Genomic DNA, 14,735 nt, shown 5'->3' on the forward strand with positions numbered 1-14,735 from the left:
ACTCCTTACTGGTTTGCTAGCTGTGGATCGATGAACGCTAATAATGCACTCACACCTACATAAGATAGACCTAAGAAAATAGCTAATGTTACATAAGTAGAGATTCTTTGTGAACGTGGAGATACTGTAATTCCCCAGCTGATGCAGAATGTCCATAGTCCATTTGCAAAGTGGAAAATTGTTGAAACAACACCAACTAAGTAGAATGCAAACATAGCTGGATTATTTAAAATATCTGCCATCATATCATAGTTTACCTCTTTACCTAACATTGCTTGAATACGAGTTTCCCAGACGTGCCAAGAAATGAAGATCAGCGTAACGATACCTGAAATTCTTTGGAAGACGAACATCCAGTTACGGAAATAACCGTAAGAAACCGCATTGTTCTTAGCTGTAAATGCAATATATAAGCCATATATAGCATGGTACAGTATTGGTAAAAAGATAATGAAAATTTCTAGCGCATACCGGAATGGAAGGAGCTCCATAAAGCCTGCAGCTTTGTTAAAAGCCTCTGCTCCTCGTGTTGCAAAGTTGTTTACAATTAAATGTTGCGTCAAAAAGACACCAACCGGGATGACCCCCATTAATGAGTGCCACTTACGAAACGTATACTCGCGGCCTTTCATGTCCCCATTACCCCCCTTGAATGATTGACTGCTGTTTTCAGATTAGTTTATGGCAATAATGTTTTTTCACTATTGGCATAAGAAAAACTGAAAAAATTATTCGAAATATTTCAGCATAATTTGATACCAAGTTCATTTTACTCCTATTTTTGTCGAAGCGTCAAGAAAACGTATACATAATTTGCATATAATTTGGCGATTCTTTTTTTCTTCTTATATATTCAGATTTTCCCAAAGAAAAATCTGTTTTTATAAATGAGAAATGTTATATAATAATCCCTATAGAAAGAGGGGAATATTGTGAGTAAAAATACAATCGATACAACATCTTTAGAAGATGTTTCATTGAACGCCTTCGCTTATGAATTGCTACGTGAAGAATTACTACCTGATTTAATTGGTAACGATTTAGATGGTATTTTATACTGGTCCGGTAGAAACCTTGCAAGAAAATATCCACTAGAAACAATTGAAGAAGTCATTCAGTTCTTTGAAAAAGCTGGCTGGGGCACTTTAAGCATTATTGAACATAAGCGTCGTGAAATGCAGTTCCAACTTAAAGGCACTCTCATTGCTGAACGTCAAAAACAAAAAAGACATTCTTCTTATCAATTAGAAGCTGGATTCATCGCTGAACAAATTCAAAAGCAACGAAACGTCGTTGCAGAGTCCTACGAAGAAAAGAAAAAACGTTCAGACTCTATTACATTTCTTGTGAAATGGGATATAAAAGATCTCATTGAAGTGTAGCATTACCTACAGTCAACTAGACATATAAGTTTAGTTGACTTTTTTGTATTTTCATTCAGATATCTTTATTTTAAATCTTCAGAAATTATACCAAAAAATAGAAGACGTTGTAAACTACAACGTCTTCTTATCTGCTAAATAAGTATAAATCGTCTCTGCGACATTTTTCGGCATACCAGCTTCGACAAATTCCGTTACCGAAGCCTCTTTCATCTTTTTTAGCGACCCAAAATGTTTCAACAATACTTTTTTTCGTTTATCCCCGATTCCAGGAATATCATCCAACGCTGATTGAATGACAGATTTCCCGTGTAATTGACGATGGAATGTAATCGCAAATCGATGCACTTCATCTTGAATGCGCTGCAATAAATAAAATTCTTGGCTATTTCTCTCAAGCATCACAGGTTCAGGTGGATCTCCAATAATTAAATGGGATGTTTTATGTTTGTCATCTTTTACAAGCCCTGCCATCGGAATGTATAAACCGAGCTCATTTTCTAGAACATCACTTGTAGCCGCCAGATGGCCTTTTCCTCCATCAATAATGATTAAATCTGGTAAAGGTAAGCTCTCTTTCAGTGCCCTTGTATAACGGCGCCTCACAACTTCTCTCATAGACTCATAATCATCTGCTCCTTGAACCGTTTTAATTTTATATTTCCTATATTCTTTCTTAGCTGGTTTTCCATCAATAAAAGCAATCATTGCGGAAACAGGATTGGTCCCTTGAATATTTGAGTTATCAAACGCTTCAATACGATAAGGCGTTTCAATTCCGAGCTGCTTCCCTAAATTCTCTACCGCTTTAATCGTTCGCTCTTCATCACGTTCAATTAAATAGAATTTCTCTTCAAGAGCAATCTTCGCATTTTTATTTGCCAATTCTACAAGATCTTTTTTCTTACCACGTTTCGGCTGTGTCGCTTCCACTTCTAAAAAGCGCTCTACTAATTCTGAATCGATACTTCCTGGAACAACGATTTCCTTCGGTTTAAAATGACTACTGTTTTCATAAAATTGACCGATAAACGTTAAAAATCCCTCTTCTGGTTCATCGTAGATTGGAAACATAGAAACATCACGTTCAATTAGCTTTCCTTTTCGAACGAAGAAAACTTGAACACACATCCATCCTTTATCAACTGCATAACCAAATACATCACGATCCACTAAATCACTCATAATCATCTTTTGTTTTTCCATAATCGCATCGATATGTGCAATTTGATCACGCAACTCTTTTGCACGTTCAAATTCTAGTTTCTCTGAAGCTTCATACATCTTTGTTTCTAATTCTGAACGAACTTCTTTATGTCCACCATTTAAAAACTTAATAATTTCATCTACAATTTCTTTGTTTTGTTCTTCCGTCACTTCTTTCACACAAGGTGCTAAACATTGCCCCATATGATAATATAAACAAACTTTATCGGGCATATTTGAGCACTTACGAAGCGGATACATACGATCTAACAGTTTTTTCGTTTCATGAGCTGATTGTGCATTCGGATAAGGGCCAAAATACTTCCCCTTATCCTTTTTCACATTTCGCGTAATAAGTAATCGCGGCTGTTTCTCAGCTGTAATTTTAATAAAAGGATAAGTTTTATCATCTTTTAATTGAATATTATATTTTGGATCGTGTTTTTTTATTAAGTTTAACTCTAAAATCAAAGCCTCTAGATTTGAGGAAGTTACAATATATTCAAAATCTACAATTTCCCCTACTAGCCGAAGTGTTTTCCCATCATGCGAACCAGTAAAGTACGAGCGCACACGATTTTTAAGCACTTTTGCCTTTCCGACATATATAACCGTTCCTTGCTTATCTTTCATTAAATAACAACCAGGTTGATCTGGTAAAATAGCCAATTTTTCTTTTAAATGTTCGTGCACTCGTTACCCTCCATTTCTACATGCTTAGCATTTTTATTTTCACATGAAAACATACTATGCCAAAACACCCAACATACGTTCTTTTATTGTAACGGAAAGGTGTAAAAAAGGAAAATAAAAAAGCTACCAAATGGCAGCCTCTTTATTTTAGAAGTGTTTAGAAACTAATTCTACTAACGCTTCTTTCGGTTTATAACCTAACGTTTGATCAACTACTTTACCGTCTTTTAATACGAAAAGAGCTGGAATGCTCATTACTTCGAATTGACGAGCAGTTTCTTGGTTTTCATCCACGTCTACTTTTACTACTTTTACTTTTTCGCCTAGTTCTGCATCAATTTCCTCTAATACAGGAGCGATCATTTTACAAGGTCCACACCAAGGTGCCCAGAAATCTAATAATACAACACCTTCGCTAGTTTCAGCTGCGAAGCTTTGGTCATTTGCGTTTACAATTGCCATTTTATTTCCTCCTTCAAGTATATTCTACCAAGAGTATATCATTAACTTATATACGTGGCGAATAATATGTATCGTTATGTATTGTAACAAAAAAGTGTTCCTTTATACTATATAAAAATACGGATTAAATACTAAAAAGATGAGAGACAGGGGATCTCTCACCTTTTTCTATATATAGGGGTACTTCACTTGGAACTCAAGGGTACTCAAATCATGAATGTACTTTTAACTTTTTAAACTCTTCTGTTAAAAGAGGTACAACTTCAAATAGATCACCAACAATACCATAGTCAGCTACTTTGAAGATACTTGCTTCTGGGTCTTTATTAATCGCAACGATTATTTTTGAGTTCGACATACCAGCTAAATGCTGAATCGCACCAGAAATACCACATGCAATGTATAAGTCTGGCGTAACAACTTTACCAGTTTGACCAATTTGTAATGAGTAATCGCAATACTCAGCGTCACAAGCACCACGAGATGCTCCAACAGCGCCGCCTAATACGTCAGCTAACTCTTTTAATGGCTTGAATCCTTCTTCACTCTTCACACCGCGTCCACCAGCGATAATAACTTTCGCTTCAGAAAGGTCAACACCTTCTGCTGTCTTACGGACAACATCTTGAATGATTGTACGTAGGTCTTTCACATCTACTGTAATAGAAGACACATCACCACTGCGAGACTCATCTTTTTCAAGCGTCGCAATGTTATTTGGACGCACTGTCGCAAATAAGATGCCATCTGTTACAATCTTCTTCTCAAACGCTTTACCAGAGTAAATTGGACGAGTGAAGATAACATTTCCACCTTCAACTTCTAAAGCAGTTACGTCAGAAACTAGACCAGCTTCAAGCTTCGCTGCTAATTTTGGTGATAAATCTTTACCAAGTGCTGTATGTCCAAATACAATACCTTCTGGATTTTCTTCAGCATATACAGCTAAAAATGCTTGTGCATAACCGTCAGATGTATATGATTTTAATTTACCATTTTCAACTGTCACAACGCGATCTGCACCGTAATGAATCAATTCATTTGCAAAAGAGGCAACGCTGTCTCCAATTAGAAGACCTACTACTTCACCGCCTTCTGCAATTGTTTTTGCTGCTGCTACCGCTTCAAACGAAACGTTACGTAGCGATCCATCACGAACTTCACCCATTACTAATACTTTACGAGCCATAGATTTTCCCTCCTGCATATATAATTTCGTATTTTATTAGATTACTTTCGCTTCTGTATGGAGCAACGATACAAGTTCTTTTACTTGATCTTGCAGCTCGCCTTGTAACACTTTTCCTGCATCTTTCTTAGGAGGCAAATAGATTTCAATTGTTTTTGTCTTTGCTTCCACATCATCTTCTTCTAAATCTAAATCATCTAATTCTAATTCTTCTAATGGCTTTTTCTTTGCCTTCATAATACCTGGAAGCGATGGATAACGCGGTTCATTTAAACCTTGCTGTGCTGTTACTAACACTGGTAATGAAGTTTCAATTACTTCTGTATCACCTTCAACATCACGTTCAATCTTCACGTTTGTACCGTCAATTTCAAGTTTTGTAATTGTCGTTACGTACGGAATATTTAACGCTTCAGCTACACGTGGACCTACTTGTCCAGATGCACCATCAATTGCAACGTTTCCGCCTAAAATTAAATCTGCATCTTTATCTTTTAAATATTCAGCAAGCACTTTTGCTGTCGTGAACTGGTCACCATTTTCTACATCATCTTCAATATTAATTAATACTGCTTTATCACAACCCATCGCTAATGCCGTACGAAGTTCTTTCTCACTATCTTCGCCACCGACTGTTACAACAGTAACCTCTCCACCTTGTGCGTCTCTTACTTGAATTGCTTCTTCAATCGCATATTCATCGTAAGGGTTGATGATGAATTCCGCTTCGCCATCGTAAATTGCACCGTTTTTAATTACGATTTTTTCTTCTGTATCAAATGTTCGTTTCATGAGTACGTAGATGTTCATTCCATTTACCCCCTTGTTTTTCAGAAAGATTCTATCAATTTTAATTTTCTGTTAATTTATATTAAAAAAATAATTGAACTACCTGCCGCTAAATGAAGGCTTGCGCTTTTCTAAAAACGCCGCTACACCTTCTCTTCCATCTTCACTCGTAAATACTTCCCCAAAGATTTGAGCTTCGCGTTGTACACCTTCATAATAATGAGACGATTTCGTCGTTTGCAATAACTCTAGTACAGCACGAGTCGTCGCTGGGCTTTTTCTAGCAATCTGTTTTGCAACTTTAAGCGTATCATCTAAAAATGTTTCTTCAGCAAAAACTCCATTAACAAGTCCCCATTTTAATGCTTCTGCACCAGTAATCGGTGTACTTGTTAACATCATTTCACAAGCTTTCGCTTTCCCAACATAACGTGGTAATCGCTGTGTACCTGCAAATCCAGGAATTAATCCAAGTGTTAATTCAGGTAAACCAAGTTTTGCACTTTCAGTTGCAAAGCGCATGTGGCAAGACATAGCAAATTCAAGGCCGCCGCCAAGTGCCGCTCCATGAATTGCCGCGATAACTGGTTTTGAACATTTTTCAACGCGCTCAAACGTAACTTGTCCAAGCTGCGCTAATTCAGTCGCTTGCTTCGCTTCAGTAACAGATGTAAATTCTTTAATATCTGCTCCCGCCGAGAAGAAACGCCCTTCACCGTGAATAACAACAACACGAATGTTATCATCCTTCTCCACTTGATCAATTAATTCAGTAACGTCATGCATAACTTGTGAAGACATTGCGTTAGCTGGCGCATGATTTAACGTCGCCACCGCGATATGATCTTCAACTCTTACAGATAGGAATTTCAACATGATCCCTCCCATTATTGACGATAACCACAGGCTGCAATAAGTAGCCCATGTACCGTTTTTGAAAGTGCGACCAGATCATACTTATGATCGCTCATTACCCAATTGGTCACAACTTCATCTACTGTTCCAAAGATCATTTGTCTTGCCACGCGAACATTTAAATCTGCTCGAAATTCACCTTGCTTTATACCTGTCTCTAAAATCTCATCCATAACTTGTAAGTAGCCTTTTAATACTTCATTTATTTTCAGGCGTAAGTCTTGATTGGACTGTCTTAGCTCTAATTGCGTAACGATAGCAAGAGGATCATTTTGCGACAACAGCAAGAAGTGCGTTTCTACCAACATGAATAACTTCGATACAGCGCTTTCAATTCCTGCTGTTTTTTGACGAATTGTTTCGACAAATTCTCCCATCTTCTCTTGGAATAAGGATATTAATATATCTTCTTTATTTTTAAAATATAAATAAATCGTGCCATCAGCTACCCCAGCTTGCTTTGCTATTTTAGAAACTTGCGCTTGGTGGTACCCATTTTCCGCAATCACAATGACTGCCGCATCAATAATTTGATTGTATTTCGGTCTATTTTTCTTCACTTTACTGTCCCCTTCAAGAAGATGACTGAATGAATAGTCATTCATATTCTTATAATACTGACTATTTAGAAAAGTGTCAATCCTATTTTTTCAAAAAGAAAGGGCCTTAGCCCGTTTGCTCATCCTCATTCTTTCTTTTCTCTTCATCAATTAGAACACGGCGCAAAATTTTTCCGACTGTCGTTTTCGGCAGTTCATCTCTAAACTCATATACTTTCGGCACTTTATAGGCAGCTAAATATTTACGTGCAAACTGATTTAATTCTTCCTCAGAACACTCCGCACCTTCTTTTAACACAACAAATGCTTTCACTGTCTCTCCTCGGTACGGATCAGGAACTCCAATCGTCACTACTTCTTGCACTTTTTCATGTTCGTATAATACTTCTTCTACTTCACGAGGATACACATTAAATCCACTCGCAACAATCATATCTTTCTTACGATCTTTCACATAGAAAAATCCATCTTCATCCATGTAACCAACATCCCCTGTATGAAGCCATCCATCTCGTAATACAGCGGCTGTTTCTTCTGGCTTATTCCAATATCCCTTCATAATTTGAGGACCTTTTACTACAATTTCACCGATTTCTCCTGGTGGTAGTGCCTCGCCAGTTTCAAGCGACATAATCATTGCTTCTGTATCTGGCCATGGAACTCCAATGCTACCTGGCACTCGCCTTTCCCATAAAAAATTACTATGTGTAACCGGAGATGATTCTGTTAAACCATACCCCTCTACTAGTTTACCACCTGTAACTGTTTCGAACTTTTCCTGTACTTCTACTGGCAGTGGTGCTGAGCCACTAATACAAGCACGAATAGAAGAAATATCGTATTCTTTTAAAAGCGGGCTATTTAAAAGTGCGATATAAATAGTTGGTGCCCCTGGAAACAACGTCACTTTATGCTTCTTAATCGCTTCAAAAACCATTTTCATATCAAACTTTGGAATAAGAACCATTTTATATCCTTGCATAATACTTAAATTCATAACAGCTGTCATACCATAAACATGGAAAAATGGAAGAACCCCAAGAACGACTTCTTCTCCTTCTTTGCAATTATATAGCCAATGAACCCCCATCAACGTGTTGGATACGAGGTTCTTATGCGTTAACATAACGCCTTTCGGAAATCCAGTTGTTCCTCCTGTGTACTGTAAAAGAGCTAAATCATTTTCAGGGTCACAAGGCACTTCAACATCCGTATTCACTTCTTTTTCTACTGAGTTCCAAAGATGAATCGTTTCACTCTCTGATACTTTCACAACTAAATTCGACTGTTTTTTCTGCACAAATGGATACAATAGATTTTTAGGGAAGGGTAAAAAGTCCGCAATACGAGTTACGATAATATGTTCAATTTTTGTAGCAGATTGAACATTCGTTACTCTTGGAAATACTAAATCGAGGCAAAGAATTACTTTTGCTCCCGAGTCATGAAGCTGGTATTCTAATTCTCTTTCTGTATATAGTGGATTTGTTTGTACTACGATACCTCCCGCAAGTAATGTACCGTAATAACCAATTACAGCCTGCGGACAATTCGGCAACATAATAGCAACTCGATCACCCTTTTCCACACCGAGCTTTTGAAGATAATTTGCAAACCTCTTCACCTTATCATGGAAGTCCGAAAATGTAATATCCTTCCCTAAAAAGTGAAGCGCTTTCTTTTCTGGATAGCGAGAAGCCATCTGTTCTACATATCTATGAAGCGGCTGAATATCATAAGAAATCGTACTTGGAATTTCCTCTGGATAACTTTTCAACCATGGTTTTTCCACCTTCATTCCCCCTTCAAATACATAAAAATAAATGAATGTTCATTCATGATGGTTGGTTTCATTATATTATAGTCGCCATAACGTTACAATCATAATATTCTGACTTTTATATAACTATGCTTCACTCCATTAACTTCTTATTATATGTACAAACTCTCCTAATCTGTAAAAAAATAAGAGAGTTATTATTTAGCTTAATCTTATTATCGTTAACACAGCTCCTGGTGTAGTTGTTGATAATGTTGCAACAGCTAACAAACCAAATAGTTGCAAACTAATAGCATCTCCTGCTGCGAGAGTTGTAATGATTGTTGCGCTAAATGATGTAGTTGCTAATGCAGGAGAATTGATCGTCCCAGCAAGTGGTGCTCCATTAATTGTAATCCGTGAACTGACCAATAATGAAGCTGTTATATTAATCGAATATGAAATATAATAATTTCCAACATTTGCAACTGTAAATACTGTATTTCCACCAGAAACAGTAATTCCTGGACCGATGTTTTGATTATTTGGAAGTGGGACATTCGTTCCACCGAGAAGTACCGATATCGCTGTTCCCGACGTATTATTTGCAAATGCATACGTCGCTGTGATACTTGTACCTGTTATTCCCGTCGCTCCCGTTGGACCTGTTGCCCCTGTTGGACCTGTTGCTCCTGTTATTCCCGTTGCCCCTGTTGAACCCGTCGATCCTGTTGGACCTGCTGCTCCTGTTGGACCCGTCGCTCCCGTCGGACCGGTTGGGCCTAGCTTAGGCACTGTCCCATCGCAACTAAAACAGCACGAATCAACATGTACACCATTTTGATTATTACACCCATTATATCCATTTATATTATTGCTCCATGAATACATGCTGATCCCTTCCTTCAAATTCAATCTTTTAAGTATAAGCAACACATAAAAAAACACCTATAAATAACATAGAACAACTTTACTCCGTACATTCTACTAATTATTACATGTGATTCTCACTCCTTTTGCTTGTACTTTCGCCTTCTTGCTCAAACGAAATTCTTTTTCTTAATAAAACAGCTTGATGTTCTCGTACTTGGAGCACCTTATTTCTTATAGTTGATGAGGGAGAGTGGGAAGAAAATTAATAAAAAAAGAGGCTTCTTGTTAGAAGTCTTCTTTTTTTATTCGTTCTTATAGGCCAAAAGGAAACTATCTTTTTTTCACGAATGTAATCTATGAACATAACTAGGGGGGATAACTATGTATCAAACTATTGAAGGCTTCTTGCAATCATGGACATACGAGGCTGAATCTACTCAAAAGATGCTCGACGTATTAACCGACGAATCTTTGTCACAAGAAATTGCACCTGGGCACTGGACATTAGGCAGAGTTGCTTGGCATATCGTGACGGCAATTCCAGTTATACTATCTGGCACAGGGCTTAAGTTTGAAGGAGAAACGAAAGATTATCCTGTACCAACTTCTGCAACAACAATTGCTGATCAATATCGTAAAGTCAACGCAGCTTTTGTTGATGCGCTTCAAGGCGAATGGACTGATAAAGACTTAGCTACTATTAATAACTTCTTTGGTCGTCCTATGCCGAATTCTATATTTTTAATGACACTCATTAATCATCAAAATCACCACCGCGGACAAATGACTGTTTTAATGCGCCAAGCTGGCTTAACCGTCCCTGGCGTATATGGTCCTGCAAAAGAAGAATGGGCTGCGTCCGGAATGGAAGCTCCTAAAATGTAACAACAAAAAAAGACAAGGTGTTTACACATCTTGTCTTTTTCTGTAACTTGTTTCATGTGAAACTATTTTTGCTAAATGGTTGTTTTATGGAAAAAATACGTTAAAATGAATACATATTATGAAGAGGAGCAACCAAATTGAATACAAAAAACAGAAAAATAGTTATGGGAACTATTTTGCTAACTGCTATCATTGGAGTTATTAGCGTATCTCTTTATTTCACAAGTTATGGTACCCCTTGGGGGAAACAAACAGCAGTTACGGAATCAAAAGAATATATTACAAAATATTTTAATCTAGATGCAGAAGTCAAAAATACTTCTTACGATGCTAAAATGAATAGCTATGCAATCTCCTTTGAAACAAGTACCGACGGAGAGTTTACTATCGAATATAAAAGCCAAAATAACTTTAACATTTCTCCAGGAGTGCAAGATTATTTAAGTAAACACTCTAAATTTACAGAGTAGTAACGAAGCATACATATACAAAAAAGAGTTGGTGTAACGCCAACTCTTTTTTACGTATTCTTATCATACAGTTATATCTTCCTTCTCTATATTTTTAATTCCATAATATGCAATCACAACTCCAATTGCTGCGAGTGCTAGTTGAAGGGGAAGTAAAGTTGCTGTAGGAAACGCTGGGTTGCTATTCATTGCAATTGATACAACGATAAGAGATGAAACAATTGTAGTTGGCACTGAACGTTTACGCATTCCGAAATATAATGGGATTAAACTCATTCCCGCAGTTGCAATGGCTAAAGGAACCAGTTTTATTCCTTCTTGCACCAATTGATCTACTGTGAATGAATGAGGAAGAATTGAAAAATAACTATCTATCCCAAAGAAAATTCCTACTACTAAAATGTTAGATACAATAACTGTTATAAATGTTACTATCGCTGTAATAGCCAACTTACTAGCCATCATTTTCTTTCGGTTAATAGGATAAGAAAACATGAGTAGTATTGTTTTATTTTTATATTCGCCAATTATTAACCTTGCTATTAATACACTACCAAAAATAATAAATGTTGCTCTTACTACTGTACTAGCCGTTAACAAAATCATCTGCGGATCTCTTATTTCTGGATCTCCTTCTATTTGTGCAATGAAACTAACAAAGATTAATAATGCCAGTATAATGATATTTGCAATAACTGCTCCCCTCACATACCATCCAAACTTAAACTTCTTCAATTCTAACTTCATAAGACGTAGCATGATATTCCTCCTTCCTCCTAAGACTTAATCAATATAAATGACTCCTGTTTCACTTAAAATCTTCGCTTCATTTTTTTGCATCACCAATAGTTCCTACTTTTATTTTTTCTGTATTTTTATCTTTCTTAAGTCCTTTTAAATCCACTATTACGTCAGCCGAATTACTTTTAGCCATAAGCTTCAATGATGCCGGGACACCTTTATACCGTACGCCAATATCCCCTGATTTTGTTTCTACAAATAACGATTTTCCTTCTTTCATATCTTTCAGTAATACTTCACCGGATGTTGAAGTGATGTTCATATTTTCGTTTTTTATATTTTTCACATAATTATCGCCAGTAATAGAAGTTATATTTACTTCTTGTAATGAACTATCTTTTAACATTAAATCTCCACTTTCGGATGTGAACTCACCCTTATCTGCCGATAGTCCTACAACCATTTCATCTCCAGACTCACTTTTTGTCACAATATTTTTCACTTCTATATCCCTTATTTTCACATCACCCGATTTATTATTTAATACAATTTTATCTATTTCTTTCTTCGGAACAGCTATAGATATACTATTTTTCTTCCTAAACGTAAAACCATTAAAGAATCTGGTCGCCTTTTGTTTTTGCTTAACTATAACTTTATTCCCTTCATGCTCTATTTCGACAGGATCTATCTCTTTATCCACTTGTTTACCTTGAGCCGAAATTACTATCTTGTTAGCGTCTGTACCTTTAAATTCAATATCCCAGTCTTCATTGTTCACTTCTATTTCTTTTATATGATTTATCTCAAAAGACTTTTCTTTCTTAAAATCTTTCCCCTGAAATACCTTAAAGCTAAAAACCGTACTAGCAATTGTCAAAAATAATATTGCAATTACTATTATTTTTTTCACCATTCATACCCCAGTTCGTTTTTGTTTTAGGCTTGCTTCACGCCACATCGATCTTGTCGATTTTACGAAACGATAGATAACTAATGAAAATCCCTAATAAACAAAGCACTATTGGGATAGCTATAAAATCAAACATACTTACTTGATTGCTTTCAGCCCCAACGTTACCACTAATCAGCATACCAATTATTACTGCCGAAGTAATCGTTGTCGGTGTTGATTTCTTTCTCATCCCAAAAAATAAAGGAATTAAACTTATACCAGATATCATAAATGCACTTATAATAGTAGTTGGAACGATAGCTATTATTTCACCTATCGTAGCTGGCATTTCAATCAGCCCCATCATTGGACTCACAAAATATACGAGCAAACTAATAATAAAAGTAGCGATAATCGTGCTCACAAAACAAAAACAAAAAACAATTGTTAATTTCGCTCTCATTAACATTTTCCTTTGCAGTGGGTACATAAATGATAGTTGTATTGTTTTGTTCTTATACTCATCAATTACTAAACGTGATAAAATGACCGAACTAAAAATAATGAATGTTATCCTAATAAAAATATTTGCTAAAGCCATGTTCTGTGTGAAGTCAGAGAAGAGCACGTCTCCCTCAGCTTTCATTCCCAATGCCATAAGGCTTACTACAGCGAAAATTGCTATAATACAAATTGCTACACTTTTAAAGTAACTAGATAATCGATGCTTTTTCCACTCAAGCTTCATTAATCTAAGCATACAAACCACTCCTCCATCCTTTATATAACTATCTCTATGCTACTAACATTCTAATTCCAGCAGTAACTACGCTCATCATTCCTATCACTATTAGAATTAACAACCATTTCCGTTCAGGTTTTCTATAATATAAAATTCCACTTATGAACATTACGATCAATCCACTTACTAGATTCACTAACAATCCATTAAGCATGAATGCCCTCTCCATCCATTACATTTAAGAAGTATTCTTCTAAGGAACTATGTTTCTTATTAATACTTTCAATTTCTACATCGTTCATAATAAGTGCTTTTGAAATAGCTTGCTGCGTTGCCTTCAATTCATACACGCGAATCATATTTCCACTCATTATTTTGTAATTTTTTATACCGAGTTTATCTTCTAAAATATAAGCTGCACGCTTCACATCAGGAACAGTAATTTCAATGTACTCTGTTTGTTTTCCGTTAATACTCTTCATCGAAACTTCTTTTATTAGTTTTCCATTTTGAATTACACCAATTGTATCTGCCATTAGTTCCATCTCGCCTAAAATATGACTAGAGACTAATAACGTAATACCGTATTCTTTGCAAAGCATTTTAAATAAGTCTCTTAATTCTTTAATACCAATTGGATCTAAACCGTTAATTGGCTCATCTAAAATGAGTAATTCTGGCTTTGTCACGATCGCCCTTGCAATACCAAGTCGTTGCTTCATCCCTAATGAAAAATCTTTTACTTTTTTATCATCTATACCGTGCAGTTTTACTAAATGTAAAGCATGATCGATTGCGTTTTTATCGTAATAGCCCATATATTCACAATGTAATTCTAAGTTTTCCTTCGCCGTTAATTTATCATAAAAGATTGGATATTCGATAATGGTCCCCATCCGCTTTAACAATTCATAAGACGTATCTGTTAACTTCTCACCGAAAATTTCAATATCACCGCTCGTCGGTTTTATTAAATTTGTGATCATTTTCATAATCGTTGTTTTACCTGCGCCATTCGGTCCTAAGAAACCGTATATCTCCCCTTTTTTCACATGCATGTTAACGCTAGAAATAACTTCTTTCCCTTTAAACACTTTCGTTAACTGATTCGTTTTTAATATATATGTCATGTCGTTTTCTCCTTTCGCACTACTTTATATTTCTATAATAGACA

General features: G+C 36.1%; 16 protein-coding genes and 1 pseudogene. 3 read left to right on the forward strand and 14 right to left on the reverse strand.

The features are described from left to right. Positions 1–5 precede the first annotated feature (5 nt). Entirely contained in the window at positions 6–632 is a 627-nt protein-coding gene (gene sdhC / locus AAG068_RS22630) for a succinate dehydrogenase cytochrome B558 (protein WP_000678354.1), read from the reverse strand. 300 nt (positions 633–932) lie between these two features. Between sdhC and AAG068_RS22635 the strand changes: the two genes are divergently transcribed. Continuing rightward, positions 933–1,382, forward strand: coding sequence for a YslB family protein (locus AAG068_RS22635; RefSeq protein WP_000042224.1), 450 nt, complete (start codon positions 933–935; stop codon positions 1,380–1,382). A gap of 114 nt (positions 1,383–1,496) precedes the next feature. Here the strand turns inward: AAG068_RS22635 and uvrC are convergent, their stop codons facing one another. The 8 genes from uvrC to AAG068_RS22675 form a co-directional block, all read right to left on the reverse strand. Then, the gene (gene uvrC / locus AAG068_RS22640) at positions 1,497–3,281 is read right to left on the reverse strand and encodes an excinuclease ABC subunit C (protein ID WP_342715892.1); all 1,785 of its coding nucleotides are present in this window, start codon (positions 3,279–3,281) and stop codon (positions 1,497–1,499) included. A 147-nt stretch (positions 3,282–3,428) separates the two neighbouring features. Next, positions 3,429–3,743, reverse strand: a complete 315-nt coding sequence (gene trxA, locus AAG068_RS22645; protein ID WP_001018944.1) for a thioredoxin — start codon at positions 3,741–3,743, stop codon at positions 3,429–3,431. Positions 3,744–3,954: 211 nt separating this feature from the next. Then, complete coding sequence (gene etfA, locus AAG068_RS22650; RefSeq protein ID WP_342715893.1) at positions 3,955–4,932, reverse strand: electron transfer flavoprotein subunit alpha; 978 nt, start codon at positions 4,930–4,932, stop codon at positions 3,955–3,957. A 36-nt stretch (positions 4,933–4,968) separates the two neighbouring features. Then, entirely contained in the window at positions 4,969–5,742 is a 774-nt protein-coding gene (gene etfB, locus AAG068_RS22655) for an electron transfer flavoprotein subunit beta (protein WP_001029030.1), read from the reverse strand. 78 nt (positions 5,743–5,820) lie between these two features. Further along, positions 5,821–6,597 (reverse strand): enoyl-CoA hydratase, encoded by a 777-nt coding sequence (locus AAG068_RS22660; protein WP_342715894.1) that lies wholly within the window; start codon positions 6,595–6,597, stop codon positions 5,821–5,823. Positions 6,598–6,608: 11 nt separating this feature from the next. Further along, the gene (locus tag AAG068_RS22665; RefSeq protein ID WP_098669447.1) at positions 6,609–7,196 is read right to left on the reverse strand and encodes a TetR/AcrR family transcriptional regulator; all 588 of its coding nucleotides are present in this window, start codon (positions 7,194–7,196) and stop codon (positions 6,609–6,611) included. Between the two features lie 106 nt (positions 7,197–7,302). After that, entirely contained in the window at positions 7,303–8,988 is a 1,686-nt protein-coding gene (locus AAG068_RS22670) for a long-chain-fatty-acid--CoA ligase (protein WP_342715895.1), read from the reverse strand. A 189-nt stretch (positions 8,989–9,177) separates the two neighbouring features. Next, complete coding sequence (locus AAG068_RS22675; RefSeq protein ID WP_342715896.1) at positions 9,178–9,846, reverse strand: BclA C-terminal domain-containing protein; 669 nt, start codon at positions 9,844–9,846, stop codon at positions 9,178–9,180. 363 nt (positions 9,847–10,209) lie between these two features. Between AAG068_RS22675 and AAG068_RS22680 the strand changes: the two genes are divergently transcribed. Beyond that, on the forward strand, positions 10,210–10,713 hold the full coding sequence (locus AAG068_RS22680) for a DinB family protein (RefSeq protein WP_342715897.1): 504 nt from the start codon (positions 10,210–10,212) through the stop codon (positions 10,711–10,713). A gap of 137 nt (positions 10,714–10,850) precedes the next feature. Next, positions 10,851–11,183, forward strand: a complete 333-nt coding sequence (locus AAG068_RS22685) for a spore coat protein C (protein WP_342715898.1) — start codon at positions 10,851–10,853, stop codon at positions 11,181–11,183. A gap of 63 nt (positions 11,184–11,246) precedes the next feature. Here the strand turns inward: AAG068_RS22685 and AAG068_RS22690 are convergent, their stop codons facing one another. From AAG068_RS22690 to AAG068_RS22710, 5 genes and pseudogenes are all read right to left on the reverse strand, one after another. Then, a complete protein-coding gene (locus tag AAG068_RS22690; protein ID WP_342715899.1) occupies positions 11,247–11,942 on the reverse strand; it encodes an ABC transporter permease in 696 nt (231 codons plus the stop codon). 24 nt (positions 11,943–11,966) lie between these two features. After that, positions 11,967–12,840: pseudogene (locus tag AAG068_RS22695) on the reverse strand (DUF4097 family beta strand repeat-containing protein). A gap of 34 nt (positions 12,841–12,874) precedes the next feature. Continuing rightward, on the reverse strand, positions 12,875–13,579 hold the full coding sequence (locus AAG068_RS22700; RefSeq protein ID WP_342715900.1) for an ABC transporter permease: 705 nt from the start codon (positions 13,577–13,579) through the stop codon (positions 12,875–12,877). Positions 13,580–13,613: 34 nt separating this feature from the next. After that, positions 13,614–13,775 (reverse strand): hypothetical protein, encoded by a 162-nt coding sequence (locus AAG068_RS22705; RefSeq protein WP_342715901.1) that lies wholly within the window; start codon positions 13,773–13,775, stop codon positions 13,614–13,616. Further along, on the reverse strand, positions 13,768–14,691 hold the full coding sequence (locus AAG068_RS22710) for an ABC transporter ATP-binding protein (RefSeq protein ID WP_137013420.1): 924 nt from the start codon (positions 14,689–14,691) through the stop codon (positions 13,768–13,770). The genes AAG068_RS22705 and AAG068_RS22710 overlap by 8 nt, the downstream gene beginning before the upstream one ends. Between the last annotated feature and the right edge of the window lie 44 nt (positions 14,692–14,735).

This window comes from Bacillus paramycoides, assembly GCF_038971285.1.
Lineage (GTDB): Bacteria > Bacillota > Bacilli > Bacillales > Bacillaceae_G > Bacillus_A.

Bases quoted from the DNA above. Each gene is read 5' to 3' on its own strand.
- etfB (WP_001029030.1), bottom strand. From the start codon at position 5,742: ATGAACATCTACGTACTCATGAAACGAACATTTGATACAGAAGAAAAA.
- trxA (WP_001018944.1), bottom strand. From the start codon at position 3,743: ATGGCAATTGTAAACGCAAATGACCAAAGCTTCGCAGCTGAAACTAGC.
- sdhC (WP_000678354.1), bottom strand. From the start codon at position 632: ATGAAAGGCCGCGAGTATACGTTTCGTAAGTGGCACTCATTAATGGGG.
- AAG068_RS22710 (WP_137013420.1), bottom strand. From the start codon at position 14,691: ATGACATATATATTAAAAACGAATCAGTTAACGAAAGTGTTTAAAGGG.
- AAG068_RS22700 (WP_342715900.1), bottom strand. From the start codon at position 13,579: ATGCTTAGATTAATGAAGCTTGAGTGGAAAAAGCATCGATTATCTAGT.
- AAG068_RS22675 (WP_342715896.1), bottom strand. From the start codon at position 9,846: ATGTATTCATGGAGCAATAATATAAATGGATATAATGGGTGTAATAAT.
- AAG068_RS22680 (WP_342715897.1), top strand. From the start codon at position 10,210: ATGTATCAAACTATTGAAGGCTTCTTGCAATCATGGACATACGAGGCT.
- AAG068_RS22690 (WP_342715899.1), bottom strand. From the start codon at position 11,942: ATGCTACGTCTTATGAAGTTAGAATTGAAGAAGTTTAAGTTTGGATGG.
- etfA (WP_342715893.1), bottom strand. From the start codon at position 4,932: ATGGCTCGTAAAGTATTAGTAATGGGTGAAGTTCGTGATGGATCGCTA.
- AAG068_RS22705 (WP_342715901.1), bottom strand. From the start codon at position 13,775: ATGCTTAATGGATTGTTAGTGAATCTAGTAAGTGGATTGATCGTAATG.
- AAG068_RS22660 (WP_342715894.1), bottom strand. From the start codon at position 6,597: ATGTTGAAATTCCTATCTGTAAGAGTTGAAGATCATATCGCGGTGGCG.